Source organism: Rhizobium sp. BK313, from assembly GCF_014193655.1.
GTDB lineage: Bacteria > Pseudomonadota > Alphaproteobacteria > Rhizobiales > Rhizobiaceae > Rhizobium.
Map to the genome: position 1 here is coordinate 361,105 of NZ_JACHZQ010000008.1, position 16,607 is coordinate 377,711.

The 16,607-nt window shown below is 56.5% G+C and carries 17 protein-coding genes; 6 read left to right on the forward strand and 11 right to left on the reverse strand.

The genetic code is table 11. The features are described 5' to 3' along the window. Nucleotides 1–43 precede the first annotated feature (43 nt). Both FHT86_RS32150 and FHT86_RS32155 read right to left on the reverse strand, forming a co-directional pair. Nucleotides 44–832, reverse strand: a complete 789-nt coding sequence (locus FHT86_RS32150; RefSeq protein ID WP_133710692.1) for an enoyl-CoA hydratase/isomerase family protein — start codon at nt 830–832, stop codon at nt 44–46. A gap of 11 nt (nt 833–843) precedes the next feature. Further along, nucleotides 844–1,743 (reverse strand): alpha/beta hydrolase, encoded by a 900-nt coding sequence (locus tag FHT86_RS32155; RefSeq protein ID WP_133710691.1) that lies wholly within the window; start codon nt 1,741–1,743, stop codon nt 844–846. 119 nt (nt 1,744–1,862) lie between these two features. On the opposite strand from FHT86_RS32155, the gene FHT86_RS32160 reads away from it, so the two are divergent. From FHT86_RS32160 to FHT86_RS38290, 3 genes are read left to right on the forward strand one after another with little or no spacing between them, the layout of a single operon-like run. Further along, nucleotides 1,863–3,071 (forward strand): alpha/beta fold hydrolase, encoded by a 1,209-nt coding sequence (locus FHT86_RS32160; RefSeq protein ID WP_133710690.1) that lies wholly within the window; start codon nt 1,863–1,865, stop codon nt 3,069–3,071. Between the two features lie 20 nt (nt 3,072–3,091). Next, nucleotides 3,092–3,808, forward strand: a complete 717-nt coding sequence (locus FHT86_RS32165; protein WP_133710689.1) for a flavin reductase family protein — start codon at nt 3,092–3,094, stop codon at nt 3,806–3,808. A gap of 38 nt (nt 3,809–3,846) precedes the next feature. After that, a complete protein-coding gene (locus tag FHT86_RS38290) occupies nt 3,847–4,314 on the forward strand; it encodes a MarR family winged helix-turn-helix transcriptional regulator (protein ID WP_166656963.1) in 468 nt (155 codons plus the stop codon). Between the two features lie 355 nt (nt 4,315–4,669). Here the strand turns inward: FHT86_RS38290 and FHT86_RS32175 are convergent, their stop codons facing one another. The 8 genes from FHT86_RS32175 to FHT86_RS38990 form a co-directional block, all read right to left on the reverse strand. Next, nucleotides 4,670–5,338 carry an aspartate/glutamate racemase family protein gene (locus FHT86_RS32175; RefSeq protein ID WP_133710687.1) on the reverse strand — a complete coding sequence of 223 codons (669 nt, stop codon included), beginning with the start codon at nt 5,336–5,338 and terminating at the stop codon, nt 4,670–4,672. Between the two features lie 54 nt (nt 5,339–5,392). Next, the gene (locus FHT86_RS32180) at nt 5,393–6,169 is read right to left on the reverse strand and encodes a TatD family hydrolase (protein WP_133710686.1); all 777 of its coding nucleotides are present in this window, start codon (nt 6,167–6,169) and stop codon (nt 5,393–5,395) included. 44 nt (nt 6,170–6,213) lie between these two features. Beyond that, the gene (locus FHT86_RS32185) at nt 6,214–8,067 is read right to left on the reverse strand and encodes an adenine deaminase (protein ID WP_133710685.1); all 1,854 of its coding nucleotides are present in this window, start codon (nt 8,065–8,067) and stop codon (nt 6,214–6,216) included. A 77-nt stretch (nt 8,068–8,144) separates the two neighbouring features. Beyond that, nucleotides 8,145–8,891: an ABC transporter permease gene (locus tag FHT86_RS32190; protein WP_246779752.1), complete on the reverse strand. Its 747-nt coding sequence runs from the start codon at nt 8,889–8,891 to the stop codon at nt 8,145–8,147. An 8-nt stretch (nt 8,892–8,899) separates the two neighbouring features. After that, nucleotides 8,900–9,658: an ABC transporter permease gene (locus FHT86_RS32195; RefSeq protein WP_133710683.1), complete on the reverse strand. Its 759-nt coding sequence runs from the start codon at nt 9,656–9,658 to the stop codon at nt 8,900–8,902. Further along, nucleotides 9,655–10,515 (reverse strand): ABC transporter ATP-binding protein, encoded by an 861-nt coding sequence (locus tag FHT86_RS32200; RefSeq protein WP_133710682.1) that lies wholly within the window; start codon nt 10,513–10,515, stop codon nt 9,655–9,657. The genes FHT86_RS32195 and FHT86_RS32200 overlap by 4 nt, the downstream gene beginning before the upstream one ends. A 37-nt stretch (nt 10,516–10,552) precedes the next feature. Then, the gene (locus tag FHT86_RS38985) at nt 10,553–11,125 is read right to left on the reverse strand and encodes an ABC transporter substrate-binding protein (RefSeq protein ID WP_409527633.1); all 573 of its coding nucleotides are present in this window, start codon (nt 11,123–11,125) and stop codon (nt 10,553–10,555) included. Next, complete coding sequence (locus FHT86_RS38990; RefSeq protein ID WP_133710680.1) at nt 11,122–11,517, reverse strand: ABC transporter substrate-binding protein; 396 nt, start codon at nt 11,515–11,517, stop codon at nt 11,122–11,124. Before FHT86_RS38990 ends, FHT86_RS38985 begins: the two co-directional genes overlap by 4 nt. 268 nt (nt 11,518–11,785) lie before the next feature. Between FHT86_RS38990 and FHT86_RS32215 the strand changes: the two genes are divergently transcribed. Next, the gene (locus tag FHT86_RS32215; RefSeq protein WP_133710679.1) at nt 11,786–12,736 is read left to right on the forward strand and encodes a LysR family transcriptional regulator; all 951 of its coding nucleotides are present in this window, start codon (nt 11,786–11,788) and stop codon (nt 12,734–12,736) included. 174 nt (nt 12,737–12,910) lie between these two features. Here the strand turns inward: FHT86_RS32215 and FHT86_RS32220 are convergent, their stop codons facing one another. Next, nucleotides 12,911–13,858, reverse strand: a complete 948-nt coding sequence (locus tag FHT86_RS32220) for a LysR family transcriptional regulator (RefSeq protein ID WP_166656961.1) — start codon at nt 13,856–13,858, stop codon at nt 12,911–12,913. 164 nt (nt 13,859–14,022) lie between these two features. Between FHT86_RS32220 and FHT86_RS32225 the strand changes: the two genes are divergently transcribed. Further along, complete coding sequence (locus tag FHT86_RS32225; protein ID WP_166656960.1) at nt 14,023–15,099, forward strand: nucleoside hydrolase; 1,077 nt, start codon at nt 14,023–14,025, stop codon at nt 15,097–15,099. Continuing rightward, nucleotides 15,096–16,577, forward strand: coding sequence for an AMP nucleosidase (locus FHT86_RS32230; protein WP_133710676.1), 1,482 nt, complete (start codon nt 15,096–15,098; stop codon nt 16,575–16,577). The genes FHT86_RS32225 and FHT86_RS32230 overlap by 4 nt, the downstream gene beginning before the upstream one ends. Nucleotides 16,578–16,607: the final 30 nt, after the last annotated feature.

The window sequence follows — 16,607 nt, forward strand, 5'->3', positions numbered from 1 at the left end:
TCTCCTTCTTTTGGAGATTTTTTCCTGCTTACCGGGAGTTGGCCTATCGCCCTTTAAACGGAAAAGCGGGGCGAGGTGCCTTTGCCTTGAAAGCCTCGACCGATACCGGCAGAGCTAGTTTCACGTCTTCGCTCTCGAATAGCGGCATGGCGATATCCGCCATGGCTTCATCGGCAGCTGCAATGCCTCCCGTGGCCCATATCCGCAGCAGAGCCTTGTGAGCTGCATGGGCGCGAGTCGGTCCGTTCGCGAGTTTTTGTGCAAAGGCCTTTGCCTCATCGAACAACTTATCATTCGCAACGACCCGATTGACGACACCATGATGCTCCATCACTTGAGCCGGAACCTGCTCGGAGGTTAGTGCCCATTCGATCGCCCGCGATCGACCGGCGCGTTCAGCGACCCGGTAGATGCCGCCAAGAACCGTGACGATGGCGAGCGATTGCTCGGGATGCCCGAAGCGAGCAGTGTCGCCGGCGAAGATGACGTCGGCTCGAACGGCCAGCTCAAGTCCGCCGCCAAAACATAGTCCCTGCACGGCTGCGATAGTCGGTATTGACAGGCGCTCGAACTGATTGAACGTTGTCATATAGTCTTCGAGCAGGACGCGCAGTTCCCGGTGGCTCATATCCGGCCAAGGGACGATGTCGCCACCGAAGCTGAAGTCCTCGCCTTCGGCGCAAAGGAGCAGCGCTCGCGCGCCGCTGCCACCGATCGCCTTCAGCGCTGAGGTCAGCTCGCCGAGCATTTGCGGCGACAGCCGGTTCTGCGGCGGGTTTGTCAAAGTGATCGTCGCGAGGTTGCCCTCGATATGATAGACGAGATGCGACATTTTTCGTTCTCCTACGCGTCAAGAAGATGGGCACGAAACCAGGCAACTGCTGCTGCACTTGCCATCGGGAACTGCGACAGATACGGGTCGAAGTGACCACCAGGGATTGTGACCAGCTTCTTGGGCTCAAGGGCGCGCTCATAAGCGGCGAGTGCGACATCTGTGACCGTGATCGTATCGGCCAACGCCACGACCATCAGCAAGGGCGTCGGAGATACACGAGGTACCCAAGCTCCCGGCTCATACATGCGTGCGGCGCGCGTCGAGCGGATCGTAACCGTGTTCTCCCAGGCACCAGCCGGCAAAGGCTGCAGATAGAACTCGATAGCGTCTTTACTGCGGTAAGACGCAGCAACACTGGGGTCGTCGCTCACCACGAGCTGGCGGCGCAACGGTTCCCCGCGCAGTTGACCCCGTTCGTCGTTGGAGAATGCTTCCTCCAGTGCTGGAATTGCATCCGGTGAGATGCGACGAAGACCTTGCTCGAAGCCACTTATCGTTGGTACCTGCGAGACAACGGCTTTCAAGCGTCGGTCGGTAGCGCCGAGGACGATGGCGTGGCCACCGGCATAGCTTGTTCCCCACAGGCCAATCCGCTTGGGATCGACTTCGGGTTGGATTTCAAGGTAAGAAATCGCGCGTCGCCAGTCAGCGATCTGACGCCAGGGATCAACGTCGCCTCGTTCCACGCCATCGCTTGCTCCGAAATTGCGATGGTCATGCAGCAACACCACGAAACCGGCTTCTGCAAACGCTATCGCGAAACGCTCAAGGCCATGTTCCTTCACACCCGCATATCCATGCGCCATTGTAATCGCGGGATGGGGGCCGGGGCCACCTGGCGTGAAAAGCCATCCTCGGAGCTTCAGTCCACCCTCGATTTCGAACTCGATATTTCTGCGCTCAGCCATGATTTTGGCTCCTCTGAAAGATTGATATCAGACTATATTGCAATTAGTCTTATATCAGACTATACAGGATAGCACGGAGGGCGCAAGGGGCGTCTTGACGAGGAGAAGGAGACAAACCAATGGTCGATACAAAGGGCGGTAAGGCGCGACTTGCCTATTCCAGCCACGGGAACGGCGAACATGTAGCGATATTCGTGCACGGTTTCCTGGACGCAGGTGGTGTTTGGGAGCGGCTATTAGGCGCGCTGACGACAACGAACTTGCAGAAGGTCACTTTCGACCTGCCGGGAATGGGTAGCCGAAGCGGGGATACCTGGCCGATTTCCTTGGAGCGTTACGCCGAGGAGGTCGGATCGATCATCCAGGCTATTGGAAAACCGGTTGTAATCATCGCCCAGAGCATGGGGGCGCAGGTTGCGGAGCTTGTCGCGGCCGACCATCCGGAGCTGACGAAAGGCCTGGTGCTTGTCACGCCTGTGCCGCTCGGCGGCGTGCAAGCTCCGGAGGAGATTATTCGGCCGTTTCGGCAACTTGGCGCTGACCCAGGCGTGCAACGCCAGCAGCGGCGGGCACTGTCTCACGCACTCACTGCCGAAGATCTGGAGCGGCTTGGGCAATTCGGCGACGTCGTAGCGCCCTCAACAGTTGCACGCCTCGTCGATGTTTGGAACGAAGGCGATCCCACGGGTGAGACAGCTAGCCGGTTCAGTGGTCCGGTCCTTATTGTCCGGGGCAAGGACGATCCATTCGTCAACGAGGCGATGGCAAACAGCATTGCATCGCGCTTCGCCCGTCCGGTGTCAGCCTCCATTGCTAATGCAGGGCATTGGGCTCACGTCGAACGCCCCCAAATTCTGGCTGAACTCGTCGATGGTTTTCTAGCATCGGTCGATTGGGGGAGAGATGCAGAACCCAAACCCGCGAGCGACTGGAAGGGTGCCTTTGCGCAAAAGTCCTCGAGCGCTTTTGCAGACGCGTTTGTCGAAGAGGTTGTTCTCGAAGCAACGGTCCTGAATGTCCCGGTGAGCGGCCGCGAAAACGTGAAGCGGGTCATGGAGGCGGCAAGCAAACTCTATGAGAACCTTGTCTTCACCGAGCAAGCAAGCGCTGGCGCACGTCAATATATCGAATGGACGGCGAAGGCGTTTGGTGGTGTCGAGATGTTCGGTGTCACAATCCTCACGCGGAATGACGCGGGGCAGATCCGAAACATCGCGATTCATCATCGGCCTTTGCCGGCGCTGATCGAATTTTCGACCCGCTTGGGCGAGAGCCTGCGTGGCCAGATCGACGCAGCCCATTTCTTCCCCGCCATCGCTCGCAATTGAACCCGGATTGGAGAACCATCATGATTATCGACGCCGATGATTTAGATGCCGCCCAGACTTATAAGCTGCTCATCGCAACCGTTGTGCCGAGAGCGATCGGTTGGATCAGCACGTTGTCAAAGGATGGGGTGGCAAATCTCGCGCCCTTCTCTTTTTTTACCGTTGTCGGGCGGAAGCCGCCGGTCGTATCGATCACGATCCAACACAAGTCCGATGGCGTGACGTTGAAGGACACTTATGTAAATATCCGTGATACCGGCGAGTTCGTGACAAATCTCGTCACGCTTTCGCTTGCCGACGCAATGCACCGCTCTGCGGCCGAACACTCCGCCGAAGTGGATGAATTCGAGTTTGCCGGCCTGGAAAAGGCGCCGAGCGTTGTCGTCAGGCCACCACGCGTCGCGGCGGCGCCAGTGTCGATGGAGTGCAAGGTGGATCGCATCTTCACAGTCGGAGACCTTGAGGATCACGTCGTTTGGGGACGTGTAGTCCGCTTTCACATCCGTGACGACGCCTATCTCGCCAATGGGCGGGTCGATACCGCAGCTCTTGCTCCAGTCGGACGACTGGCAGCAGAATATTCGCTAGTTGACAATGTATTCACGACGCCGCTTGATCCGGAAACTTTGGCAGCCCGCGCCACTGCCCGTATGCATCGCCTCGACGGTCAAGCCACCGATTGGTCTCCGATTGATCAGAAGGACTGGTCCGCGTCCGGCAGTGTGATGTCAAAATGAGGCGTTAATGGGCTTGATGAAATTGGACGGTGAGAAGAGTGAACACAGAAACAATCGACGATCTAGAAATCCCATCTCTCTGCAATTGCACGAAGATTAGGAGAGCGGCGCGATATATCACGCGTTACTATGATAGTTGCCTTGCTCCCATCGGATTGAAGACAACGCAGTACACCCTCATCGCCTTCCTCAAACATCGCGGGCCGATGCCGATGTTACAACTTGCCCAACTCATGGCGATTGATCGTGCGACAATCGCCCAAAATCTGCGCCTGCTGGAGCGGGATGGCCTTGTGAAAATCACCGTAGGCGAAACAGATCGGCGCTCTCGCATCATTTCGATCACGGAGGCTGGACTGCAGCGGATCGCGGAAGGTCGACCGAATTGGGATCGAGCCCAAGCGGAGTTCGAGAAGTTTTATGGCGGAAGTGAAGCCCTGTTAATGCGCGGAATGATGGACAAGGTGCTCGAATGCGATCTTGGACCGCTGGATGGTCCGTTGTGACCAGTCGCCTGTGGGACACTACACGGCCCAGCCGCTCATGAAACATTGAAAGATTGTGGCCACTTCCTTTTCCCGGGAGGGGCCACAATCGTTTATCACTCAGTTTGAAATATTTAGCGCCACCGTATGCGGTCTTGAACGGCCACCGTTAGACGAGAATTCCTCAGTGAAGGCTTTTGTGGAGGAAAGCCGATGCGCATTTTCTTTTGACCTGTTATCCACTCTGAGTTGAATAACAGCGATGCGAGCGGATCGTGCAGGTTGCTAAAGTAGGTGCTTCATACTGCTTTTCGAGGAGCGACCATGAACCCGCTCGTTATGGCGATGATATTCAACCATCGCAAGAACCGGCCGCTTAAGTCTGATTGTGCATCAATCTGAGCTTCCGGGCTACCTGGGCTATACCGAGCTTTGGGCTCGTCAAATACGGCACTCCTGGTCGCTTGAGAGACGCGAGTGCTTGCGCCATAGAAGCCTGGGCGAGTACGACTACTTCCACCTGCGAGGCCAATTCTTCAAATCCCTCCATTACCAATGCGTCATGACCTTTTTTGTCTCCCCCCGTGAGAAGCTGGAAAGCTCCGCTGCATAGTTTCTCCACGACGGTACACTCCTTGCAGGCGGCTATGGCCGCTCTTCTGATCATCGTGCCCGTCGGCTCAAGGGTTGTCGGCAAAGTTGCGAGGATTCCGATCCGCGTGGCAATTTTCACAGCCTCATCCGCCATTCCTTGATCGATGCGAAAAAGAGGGACTGCTGACATCGGACGGATCGAATTCACTGCCTCACCGAGCGTCGAGCACGTAACCACGATCGCGTCCGCCCCCGCCTGCGCTGCCGAAAAAATGTAGCCTGCGAGACGCTGCTTCGTTTGGGGCGCCAAGAACCCATCCGCAACAGTCGTCTGGAGCAGACTTTCATCGACAATATTGAAGGCGTGCCATTCAGGAAGTGCTTCCTTGACAAGCGGTTGGAACATTGCCGGTAAGGTCGTCACCGTGTGGATGAGCGCTAATGATGCCATCTCGAATTCCCGCAGTATAGACTTTCGAAATTGTGCAAAAGCCCAGGCAGAATGCTAGCTGAACGCCTTACGACAAACGCGACGGAAATTCTCACTGGTCAGAGCGGCGACCGCGTTCACATTTTGGCCTCTTACTCTGGCAAGCGTCTCGGCAACATGAGTGATCAGTGCTGGCTCGTTGCGGGATTGAATTTTAGGGATGGGAGAAAGTGACGGGGCATCGGTTTCCAACAGGATCCGGTCATCCGGGATCGTTGCGGCGAGGCTCCGCAACTCGTCTTCCTCTTCCCAGCAAAGAATCCCGGAGAATGAAATGTAGGCGCCGAGTGAAAGACAGGTCTCGGCGAGTTTTGTACCACCGGAAAAACAGTGCATGATGATCGGGAAAGCTCCCTTTCGAGTTTCCGAAACCAGGGTCTCGCTCATCTCCTCGTCAACCCGAACCGAGTGGATGACCAGTGGCAACTGTGCTTGACGAGCGGCGGCGATATGATTGGCAAAAGCGCGACGCTGATCTTCCAGTGGCGTCTTGCACAGGAAGCTGTCCAGGCCACTTTCTCCGATCGCAACCACCTTTCGATGGCGTGAGAGCGCGACCAGTTCCTCTGTCGTCACATCTGGTTCCTCATGCGCGAAATGCGGATGAGTTCCGACAGCGCAGAACACCTGATCGAACTGTTCGGCAACTCGCAAAACCCGATCGAATTCTCGCACTCTTATCGAGATGGTCAGAAATTTCTCCACCCCGAGCTTTTGGGCCCTGGCTAGGACTGTTTCACGATCGTCTGCAAATTCATCCCAATCGAGGTGGCAATGGCTATCGATAAACATCTTCAGATTTTCCGTTTTGTGTTCAAAGCTCTTGCTGCCGGCAGCTACCAGACGACAGGATGGGCAGCGCCGGTTTGCACATTGACAAGTCCCTGGGGGATCGACGCCCTTGGTGCGACGAGCACCCACCGCCAAGGCGCGCAGGTAAGGGTGCAGAAGATGAGCCGCTCGGGAAAACCAGGAATCCAACGGGGTGAATAGGAAGGCTCATACATCCAGTCGACTTTGCTAGCTTCCGCGTGAAACCGCTCCGTCTCTTGATCGAGTTCTTCGGCGGAACGACAAGACATGAGGCCACCAATCTCATACTGTACCGTCGCCGCTACGACGCCGTCGCGGACAAGTGCCCAGCCTCCGCGGTTTTCTGCGATGGCATTGACCGCCAACGCCATGGCTTCGTCTGAGGAGCCAATGCACCAGATATTGTGTTTGTCGTGAGACACAGAACATGCGAGCGCCGTGTTTGGATCTCGCGGCCCGCAGCCAAGCCAAAACATTTTGGAGACGGCACCGCTTCCCGAGAAGCGATCGACGATTGAAAATTTGGTGATATTGCGATCTGGATCGCGGCGGACGACACCAGCACGTACGGGAAGTTCAAACGTCAAGAACTCATCGGCCCAGTGATAGGGCCGCAATACTGCAGCATTCATCGTTTCACGTCCGGCCTCGGCGTTGATCCGAAAGTCTTCCGCAACGATCGATCTGCCAATGTGAATGGTGTTTGCAGCCCAGTCTGGCCATTCAATCCGCGGGACTTGCGGAAGGTAACGCTTCTTTTCCGATACTTGTGTCCCGTCTGCCCAGACCTTCTCAATCTCGAATGTCGATAGGTCAGAAAGGAGAACAATATCTGCAAAGCGTCCGGGAGCTAAGCTTCCCACCCAGGGGGTCAGTCGCATGTGTCTTGCCGGGTTCAACGTTACGCATTGGATCGCTATTTCCGGAGCCAGGCCAGCCTCGATCGCAAGCCGAGCGTTATAGTCTGTCGCACCAAGCCGAAGCGTATCTGATGCACTTCGGTCATCAGTCGTGAACGCGATTTGCGACCAGTCGCTGAGGGACCGGGCAAGAAGACTGCGGATCACCTCGGGCATGTTGAACGGACGCAGTTCCAAAAACAGACCACGCTGCAGCTTGTCCCAGAATTCGTCTGGCGTCCAAGCTTCGTGATCCGATGCAATTCCGCTTGCCGCAAAGGCGTTGATCGAAGGAAGGTCACGCATACCAGCCGCGTGGCCTTCGACCACCCCTCTGCCTTCGAATGTCGCACGGATCATGCCCCATAAGCGGCCATGTGACGGGTTGGCTGGATTCCATACAGCGGGCCAATCCATCACTTCGTCCAAGCCGGCGACCATCATGCTTTCCGCGATAAATCGCTGCTGTTCCGTAAAGCCAAACCATCCTCCGCCATGTTCGAAGGCGGTCGGAGGAACAGCCGATCCAGGTAACGGAAAAATCTTAAGCGGAGACCCGCGTAGTCTCGGTTCAAGCCAAAATTCTAGATTATGCGGCCCGTCAACGTTCGAAAACTCATGGCTTGCTTCGCATGTCCAAGTATTGCCTCGAGGCAGAACGAGGGCTGCCTCCCATTCCGGCGTCAGATGCGAGCTTTCGATGTGCTTGTGAACTTCGCCCATGCCCGGAATTGCCATCAGGTCTGGCTCGTAAACGCGTTTGCCCGCCTCCCCTTTGTAGCTGCCGGCTGGTCCAACGTAAGCGATCCGCTTTCCACTGAGGACGATCTCGTGATCGATCATCCAGCTGCGCGTGTGAACGTCAAACAACTTACCTACGCGCAGCACAACATCTGCAGAGACCTTGCCGAGCGCAACGAGGGTGAGACGTTGGCGGATCGCGATTTCGTCCTCGCCATTTAAAAGCAGATCTTTCATGACAATACCTTACGACTGTGGACCTGAGGTCTCACCGTTCATTCCCAACCATTTGCTGCTGCGTGGCGCCGTCGACGTTACCGAAAACGTTCTGACACAATCTCTTCCGCGGCACGTGCCGCACCGAAACTCAATACCGATACGATGGTCGCCAAGACGCTCACTCCCAACGCGCGCTCAACATTAAAATCCGCCGCTGCTGACCGAAAAAGATAGCCAAGACCATCTTTACCGATGAGGTACTCGCCGAGCATCGCAGCAAGCACGGCTGGAGGGGCTGCGATCCGCAAGCCCGTCATCCAACTCGGAACGGAAGACGGGAGAGCCAGAGCGGCAAAACGAGACCACCGGCCCGCACCTAACACTTTGAAAAGATCGCCGCTTCCCGCAGGAGCAGCTTTCAAACCAGTGGATGTAAAAATGAAGGCGGGGAAAAATGAGATGATCACCACCACAGCGCCCACGGTCAGAATATTGTAGCCAAGCAGGCGTGCAATCACTGGGATGATCGCCACCACGGGAATGGACGAGAGGAAGAGCGCAAGCGGAAGAAACATCCCCCGCAACACCCTTGAAGACCATGCGCCGACCGCCATCGCAGTTCCGAAGACAGTCCCAAGCAGTAGGCCCACGAGCGCCAATTCAAGCGTATAAACGCTGTTTTCGACATAGATTGTCGGATTCGACACGATGTCCGCCACGACGGCGGTCGGCGGTGGCAGAACGATTGAGTTCAGGCCGGACCATGTGACACCGACCTGCCAAAACACGAGCAGCGCGGCGATACCCCAGTAACGTTTCAAAGCGACCTTCGCGAACTTCAAGCAAAAAATCATTCGAACCGGCCCCTCAAAATGGCCTCGCCAAGACTAAGCAGGCCAAACGCGATCATGGCTCCGAGGGCAGTGATAAGCATCGCGCCCCAGAGAAGCTGTATCTGGAAGTTTTGCATGGCGCTGATCATCATCAGTCCCAAACCACGTGACGATCCAAACCATTCTCCCAGGATCGCGCCAAGAAGCGCTGCCGGGACCGCGTATTTCAAGCCCCCCACAAGAACTGGAAACGCTGCTGGGAGGTCAAGATAGATTAACTGCAGAAACTTGCTTGACCCAAACGCTTTGAAGAAATCCCGATGGGAAGCCGATGACGATGAAAGCCCCGACGTCGTCGCCACGTATGTGATGTAGAACACACTCAGCGTGGCGATCGCCATACCGGTGTATTCGCGAGATAGCAGCAAAATGAAGAGTGGCGCGAGCGCAATTGCGGGAACGGCGTTAATCGTGCTTATCAGCCGATCGAGCCCCGGCCGCAAGGCAGTCGTCATATGAGCCATCGCACCAAAGCCTATCCCCAGTGCTGTTCCAAGCGCGCATCCAGCTGCGGCTCTGGAAAAACTTGCGGTCGTTGCTCTCATCACTGCCGGGCGTTGTGCGGGATCGATGAGCAAGCCAATCACAGCACTGAGAGCCGGCCAGGATGGTCCAGCTAGTTTGTACCGCCCTGTCACCTCCCATGCGACACATACGACAAGGATCCCCGCAAATCCTAGAGCTACATCTCCCGCAATTCGCCGTGGATTGGTCATTGCGGCGCTCCATGAGGCTCCAAAGCAAGCGTCAAACTGTCCACCAGCCGGTGGAACTCCTCACTTCGCATGATTTCCGGTGTCCGTGGCCGCGCAAACGGTACCGAAACTTCTTGGAGCACTCGCCCAGGCCTTCCCGTCATCACGAAGATTCGATCAGCTAGGAAAAGGGCCTCGTCGACTGAGTGCGTAACCAATAGCGTAGTGGTGCGTAGCTCCGTCCAAGTCCGCTGCAGTTCAATATTCATCTGACGGCGGGTTACGGCATCCAGAGCGCCGAACGGCTCGTCCAAGAGAAGCACCTCCGGTTTCAGGACGAGCGCACGCGCGATTGAAACGCGCTGCCGCATCCCGCCGGACATCTGTTTCGGACGTGCTTTTTCGAAACCCGCAAGTCCGATTAGCCGAATAAGATCCTTGACCCTGTCATGATCGGTTTTTTTACCGGCAAGGCGATAGGGCAAGGCAATATTTTGTTCTGTCGTCAGCCAGGGAAGAAGCGCGTGATCTTGAAACGCAACGCCAAGGCGATGTTGATCGGCCAACTCGCTAGGTGAGTTTCCCTTTATCGACACGTGACCGCTCGTAGGTTGTTCTAACGACGCGATAAGTCTCAGGACCGTACTTTTTCCGCAACCAGATGGGCCGATAATAGCGACGAACTCGCCGCTTCGAATCTTCAACGAGACGTCCGCCAGTGCAGTCATTTCAGGTCCGGAACCAAGCCTGAATTTCTTGATGCAGTGATCAATCTCGATCGCTGCCGCTTCAGGACTGGTATCCGCAAGTGTCAACACATCGGCTTGCCCAGAGGCTTGGCGCTTGGCGGAGATGCCGATTGTAGATATATGGCTCATATGGCCTCACTCCCAAACCTTTGAGGTTGCACGCCGTTCAAAGGGTTGCGAAAGCTTCTTTCAGCGGATCTAAGACGAGTATGTCTGCGATCGGCGGCATCTGCCGACCAGCTCCTTTGGCCGCTTGTGCCAAACCGTCGGCGACAGCGTCCTGATCCAACCAAATGCAATCCGGTTGGCCGCTGCGCATGACGAGAGGGATTTGCAACTCGTTTTGCCTCAACTGCTGTGCGCGATCGAGCGAGAGATCCGCGCCATATTTATTGACAGTCAAGTCTGTTGCGTAAGCAGGATCCTTGGCATTGTCCCTCCACCCGTGAGCAAAAGCCTTCAGGTAGGCAACGACCGCTGCTCGATTTTTTTCGACAAACGAACGCTTGGACATGAGAAAGCCGCCGGGGATCGAATAACCGAGATCAGCATAAAGTCTGACGAAAAAATCTTTGTCCTGCTTGAGGCCCATGCTTTCGAGAATGATAGGTTGATTGATGGCGAACGAAAGATATGCGTCACCGTCTCCGTTCATCAAAGGATCGGGCGAAAACCCGGTTGGAATTATTTCGTATTCTAGTGGCAACCCTGCCCGACCAAGAATGGAATTGATGATCAATTTGTCGTTCGGATTCTGAGCGAGGATTTTCGCACCAACCAGATCCTTAGTGTTAGGATCGGCTTTCTCGCGAGCGACATGATCGCATTCGGTGCCTTCTGGTAGATTGCGCCAAGAATGACAAAGTCATTGCCTTTTGCACGGGCATCGAGGAACGGGAGCCATTCACCAAGAGCAATCTGTGCACTGTCGGCGGCGAGCTGCGCGAGCGGATCTGGGGCATTTGGGCCGCCCGGCGCCCACTCCGGAGAGATATGTGCGTCACTCAAATAGTTGCGCGCGTCTGCAATCCAAAGACCAGCATATTGGACAGTCGGCACCCAGCCCAGCGCCATGTTGATTTTTGTTGTGCCGTCCTGCGCTAGTAGACGTCCGCTCGATGCCGCGATCAAACTAGCAGCGAGCGTGCCGACTAGGATGTCGCGTCGCTTCGGATGAAGAAGGGATTCCACGGTAGGCTACCTCCGAGTTACACCATCGCCTCGCATTCGTTTTTTTGGAGGCAGCGGCGGCTAAAATCGTTCCATTTTTTGGTCAGCCCGCTCTCTTTTGTCGCTGGTATTTGATTAGATCGTCTGACATTCAATACTTAGCAAATGTTGACACCCTCGTCAGGAGCGCGATACTCAGACTGTCGTCTAAGATCTTGAACGGTGTGAGATGAAACTCGAAGACCTTCGTGCCTTTACGAAAATTGTCGATTGTGAATCGATCTCCGAAGCCGCCCGAAGACACGCACTTCCGAAAGCGAGCCTCAGCCATAGCCTTCGCAGGCTGGAGAGCTATCTCGGCGTAGATCTTTTTCAGCGCTCCGGAAACCGGCTGCTACTCAGCGATGCCGGTAAAGTGCTCGCTGCGCATGCGAAAAACGTCACGCGCTCGTGTGAACTCGCGGAAGACGCCATTCTGGAACAACGTTCGTCGAAGGCCGTCCATCTCAAGATTGGGGCGCCCGATGAACTCGGTACAACCCTTGTCGGACCACTCGTTCTGGACTTTTGCCGGGACAACCCCGAAATGAACCTTGATCTCCGGATCATGAGGGTCAGCGAACTCTTTCATCCTGACTCAGATCTGGACTGTATCATATACGGTGGCGACCCTCCTGAAGAGGAGGCGAAGAACATGACAGCGCGCCGATTCGGAAAATATGTTAGCCGCCTGTACGCGTCTCCAGGATATATCGAGCGCCACGGCTCGCCTCAAACTCCCGAGGACCTTGAAGCGCATGATCTCATTTTGAACAATGGCGAAACCGGCGCAAAACGTTGGTCGCTTTCCAACGGAGCCCGTCGCGTAATTATAAGGCCGGAAGGCTATCTGTCGTCGAACGACAACTGGATTGTAAAAATGAGCGCAGTCCGCGATCGCGGCATTGGTTTGTTTTCGGACTTTTTCGTCGATTACGAAATCCGAACGGGGACACTGCAACCCGTACTGAATGACTGGGTGACAGATCCGCGACCGCTCATGGCCCTCAGACATTCACATCGACACCGGAATCCGCACATCAATTCCCTGATTGCTTTCGTGCTGGAGAGGTTCAACGGTTTTTACCACTATCCCTATCGGGACTCCGATATGATGCTTCGGGGGTCTGACCAAAATTAGCTGTCTCGCGGGTCATTCCTTTCGAGCTCTATGTCTCGCGGAACTGGCTCATCTCTTCGTCATTAATGCGGTTGAGGGGCGCGTCAAATTGCTCGGCCCATTTGCCGAGCTTGTCCCACTCGACGACGACACCTTGTTCGAGATCGCTGTAGCTTGGAATTAGCTGTGTGCCGGTCAGCTCGGTTGGATACCGAAAAGCTCAAGATCATTTTCGCGGTAGGGAAAGTGGTAAAAGCCCTGGAAACGACCGGCAAGAAAGTCTGCCAAAGCTCGGATATGCGGGTTGGAAAAGCGATGAGTGTGGTAGAGTACACTGATGGATACGACATCCGAGTGCCATTCGGGCATTACCGGAACCAACAGCCCGGCGCGAACCTCGTCTACGGTAAACCAGTCAGGAAAAAAGCCGACTCCCACCGCCTGGATTGCGCTGAGTTTAGCGACCCAGTTATCATTTGACGCGACAGGGCCTTCGGGTCGGATGACAGCTCTCTCGCGGTCGTTCGAAATCGACCAGACGGGAGATCCGCCAGCACCCCTGTTCTCGATGAGAGGGTGATGTCGAAGATCATCGAGGGTGTGCGGCGTCCCGTAGGCTGCAAGATGATCTGGCGCCGCGTACATCCGGCTGACATAGCGGGCGATGCGCCTCTGGATCATATTCTTTGCTTCTTCTTCCGGCGGCGGGCCTGCGAAAAGGATGCAGTCGAGTTCGGCATCGCGATGGAAGAGGTCCACCTTGTTCAGCACTAGGAGGTCAAGCGAAATATCTCTGTTGCGTCTCATATAGCTAAGGCACATCGGAGCCATCAGGTTTGTGCCGAGCTCATCGGTCGTGCCGATCCTCAATTTTACGGCGCCGCCACGCTGGCTTCTGGCAGCGTCTTCCGCCCGCTCACAAGCCCGGGCGATGTCTCTGGCGTGTTCCAGGAAGGTTTCTCCTGCCTCTGTCAGCACAAGCTGGCTTCCTTTGCGTTCGAATAGCGTCGTACCCAGCTCCGTTTCCAGCCGACGCAACTGATGGCTCAGTGAGCTCTTTGCATTGCCATATCGCCTAGAGACTTCCGAGAGGGTTCCGCACGCGGCGATGCGCTCAAAGGCGCGAATGTCGTCGATCTGCAAGCATGCCTCCGCGTTCAAGAACTTGGACAGAAGTTCAGATTTTCGCGGTCGTGACAATCCCCCAATCACCGCTATCATCGCCAAAACCAAGCAAGAATCGGGAAGACTGAACGATTTCGATGTTGTTCCCATTCGCTACATCGTTGAATCAAAGGGGAATCAGAATGAGCAGTTCAAAATTTCGAACGGCGGGCTTTGTTGTGGCGCTTTGCCTGGGCTTGGCCGGTGGCGGAGCCGCGAGGGCCGAGCAGGCCAAATTCATTCTTGATCAGGATTTCGCCGGTCCCGGAGGGTCGGATCTGCAGCCGATCCTGTTCTTCATGCACAATCCGGATGCGCAACTCCTTGGCCTCACCGGGGTAACCGGCGATGAGTGGATGAACAAGGGGGTCGCGCAAGCGCTGAGATTTCTGGAAATCGCCGGCCATTCGGAGATTCCGGTCTATCAGGGGGCGCTGATGCCGCTTGTGAACACTCCTGCCAGGCTTGCGAACTGGGAAGCGCGCTATGGAGCATTGAGTTGGAAAGGCGCGTGGAACAAGCCGGAGACCGATGGTACGAAACCGGGTTTTGATCCATCCGCGGTGCCGCAACTCGCGGAGGCGAATCCGACCATCAAGCCTCAGGGGACGTTCGCCGTCGCCTTTCTTATTGAACAGGTCCACAAGTATCCGCATGAAGTCAGCATCATTTCTGCGGGGCCCGCAACCAATATCGCGCTCGCGGTGCGAACCGATCCTCAATTCGCGTCGTTGGTGAAGCGCCTTTATCTGACTGGCGCACCAAAGGCGAATTTCGATCCCGTATCCGGAAAAGCGGTCTCCCAAGATGCTTTCAATTCAATCTTCGATCCTGAAGCGGCGCATATTGTCCTCACCGCTGGCTTTCCCTCCATCGTGGCGACGGGCCTTGTGACCAGCGATGTCGTCGTCGATGACGGCTTGATCAACGACATCAAAACCGGCTCCCCCGCGCTGACGGAATATCTCACGAAAAATGCATGGAAAGACCTGCCGATGTGGGACGAGATAACGACCGCGATTGCGATCGATCCGACGCTCGCGACACGGAGCGCCGATGTCTTTGCCGACGTTGACACCAGCGACGGTCCCGAGCGCGGACAGTTCATCACATATGGCGACAAGAGCGCTCCCGAGGGAGCAGGCAAGATCAGTGTCGTGCTGGACCTCGACAAAGCCCGATTCCGCGACATGTTCCTGAAAGCTGTGGCCGCGCAATGATCTCCGCGACTGACACGCCGTCAACGGTGGCGCCGCAAAGCTTCGACGACCCCGCAAAAGCCCTTGACGCAATCACAGAACTTTATGAGCGCAACACCGCTTTCCTAATCGACAGTTTCGGCAAGCTCGCCAAGGGTGTGCCGATCACGGCGCGCTACCGCGCCTTTTATCCCCAGGTCAGCATCGAGACGACCAGCTTCAGCCATGTCGATTCCCGCCTCTCCTATGGCCATGTGACGGCGCCCGGCATCTATACGACGACCATCACCCGACCGGTGCTCTTCCGCCACTATCTCAAGGAACAGCTCGCGCTGCTGATGCGCAGCCACAATGTTCCGGTCATCGTGTCGGAGTCGACGACGCCGATCCCGCTGCACTTCGCCTTTGGCGAAGGTGCACATGTGGAAGCTTCCGCTGCCGCTTTCGACGACATTCCGCTGCGCGATCTCTTCGATACCCCGGACCTGAACACCACCGACGATGAGATCGCCAATGGCGAATATATTCCGCCGCCGGGCCAGCCCTCGCCGCTCGCGCCGTTTACCGCGCAACGCATCGACTACTCGCTTGCCCGCCTGGCACACTACACCGCAACCAGCGCGTCGCATTTCCAGAACTTCGTACTTTTCACGAACTATCAGTTCTACATCGACGAATTCTGCAACTGGGCGCGTGATCTGATGGCCAAGGGCGGTGGTGACGGCTACACCGCCTTTGTCGAGCCGGGCAATATCATCACGCCGGCCGGTTCCAGCCAGCCGGAGGCCGGCGCCAGCCCGCCGCGGCTGCCGCAAATGCCGGCCTACCATCTGAAAAAGAAGGGCCACGCCGGCATCACCATGATCAATATCGGCGTCGGCCCGTCCAACGCCAAGACGATCACAGACCACGTCGCGGTGCTGCGCCCGCACGCCTGGCTGATGCTCGGTCACTGCGCCGGCCTGCGCAACAGCCAGCGGCTCGGCGACTATGTGCTGGCGCATGCCTATATGCGCGAGGATCACGTCCTCGACGACGACCTGCCGGTCTGGGTGCCGATCCCGGCGCTCGCCGAAGTGCAGGTGGCGCTGGAAGCGGCGGTTGCCGAGATTACCGGCTACGAAGGTTTCGAGCTGAAGCGCATCATGCGCACCGGCACGGTCGGAACGATCGACAACCGCAACTGGGAACTGCGCGATCAGGCAGGCCCGGTCAAGCGCCTGTCGCAGGCCCGCGCCGTGGCGCTGGACATGGAGTCGGCGACCATTGCCGCCAACGGTTTCCGCTTCCGCGTCCCCTACGGCACACTGCTCTGCGTTTCGGACAAGCCGCTGCACGGCGAGCTGAAACTGCCGGGCATGGCGACCGCCTTCTACCGGACGCAGGTGAACCAGCATCTGCAGATCGGCATCCGCGCCATCCAGAAGCTGGCCGCGATGCCGCCGGAAACGCTGCATTCACGCAAGCTGCGCAGCTTCTTCGAAACGGCATTCCAATAGGAGATAAACGAAGCGTTTGAAGCTATTACG

Bases quoted from the DNA above. Each gene is read 5' to 3' on its own strand.
- FHT86_RS32195 (WP_133710683.1), bottom strand. From the start codon at position 9,658: ATGACCAATCCACGGCGAATTGCGGGAGATGTAGCTCTAGGATTTGCG.
- FHT86_RS32215 (WP_133710679.1), top strand. From the start codon at position 11,786: ATGAAACTCGAAGACCTTCGTGCCTTTACGAAAATTGTCGATTGTGAA.
- FHT86_RS32200 (WP_133710682.1), bottom strand. From the start codon at position 10,515: ATGAGCCATATATCTACAATCGGCATCTCCGCCAAGCGCCAAGCCTCT.
- FHT86_RS32230 (WP_133710676.1), top strand. From the start codon at position 15,096: ATGATCTCCGCGACTGACACGCCGTCAACGGTGGCGCCGCAAAGCTTC.
- FHT86_RS32185 (WP_133710685.1), bottom strand. From the start codon at position 8,067: ATGAAAGATCTGCTTTTAAATGGCGAGGACGAAATCGCGATCCGCCAA.
- FHT86_RS32225 (WP_166656960.1), top strand. From the start codon at position 14,023: ATGAGCAGTTCAAAATTTCGAACGGCGGGCTTTGTTGTGGCGCTTTGC.
- FHT86_RS32160 (WP_133710690.1), top strand. From the start codon at position 1,863: ATGGTCGATACAAAGGGCGGTAAGGCGCGACTTGCCTATTCCAGCCAC.
- FHT86_RS32155 (WP_133710691.1), bottom strand. From the start codon at position 1,743: ATGGCTGAGCGCAGAAATATCGAGTTCGAAATCGAGGGTGGACTGAAG.
- FHT86_RS32180 (WP_133710686.1), bottom strand. From the start codon at position 6,169: ATGTTTATCGATAGCCATTGCCACCTCGATTGGGATGAATTTGCAGAC.
- FHT86_RS32150 (WP_133710692.1), bottom strand. From the start codon at position 832: ATGTCGCATCTCGTCTATCATATCGAGGGCAACCTCGCGACGATCACT.
- FHT86_RS32165 (WP_133710689.1), top strand. From the start codon at position 3,092: ATGATTATCGACGCCGATGATTTAGATGCCGCCCAGACTTATAAGCTG.
- FHT86_RS32175 (WP_133710687.1), bottom strand. From the start codon at position 5,338: ATGGCATCATTAGCGCTCATCCACACGGTGACGACCTTACCGGCAATG.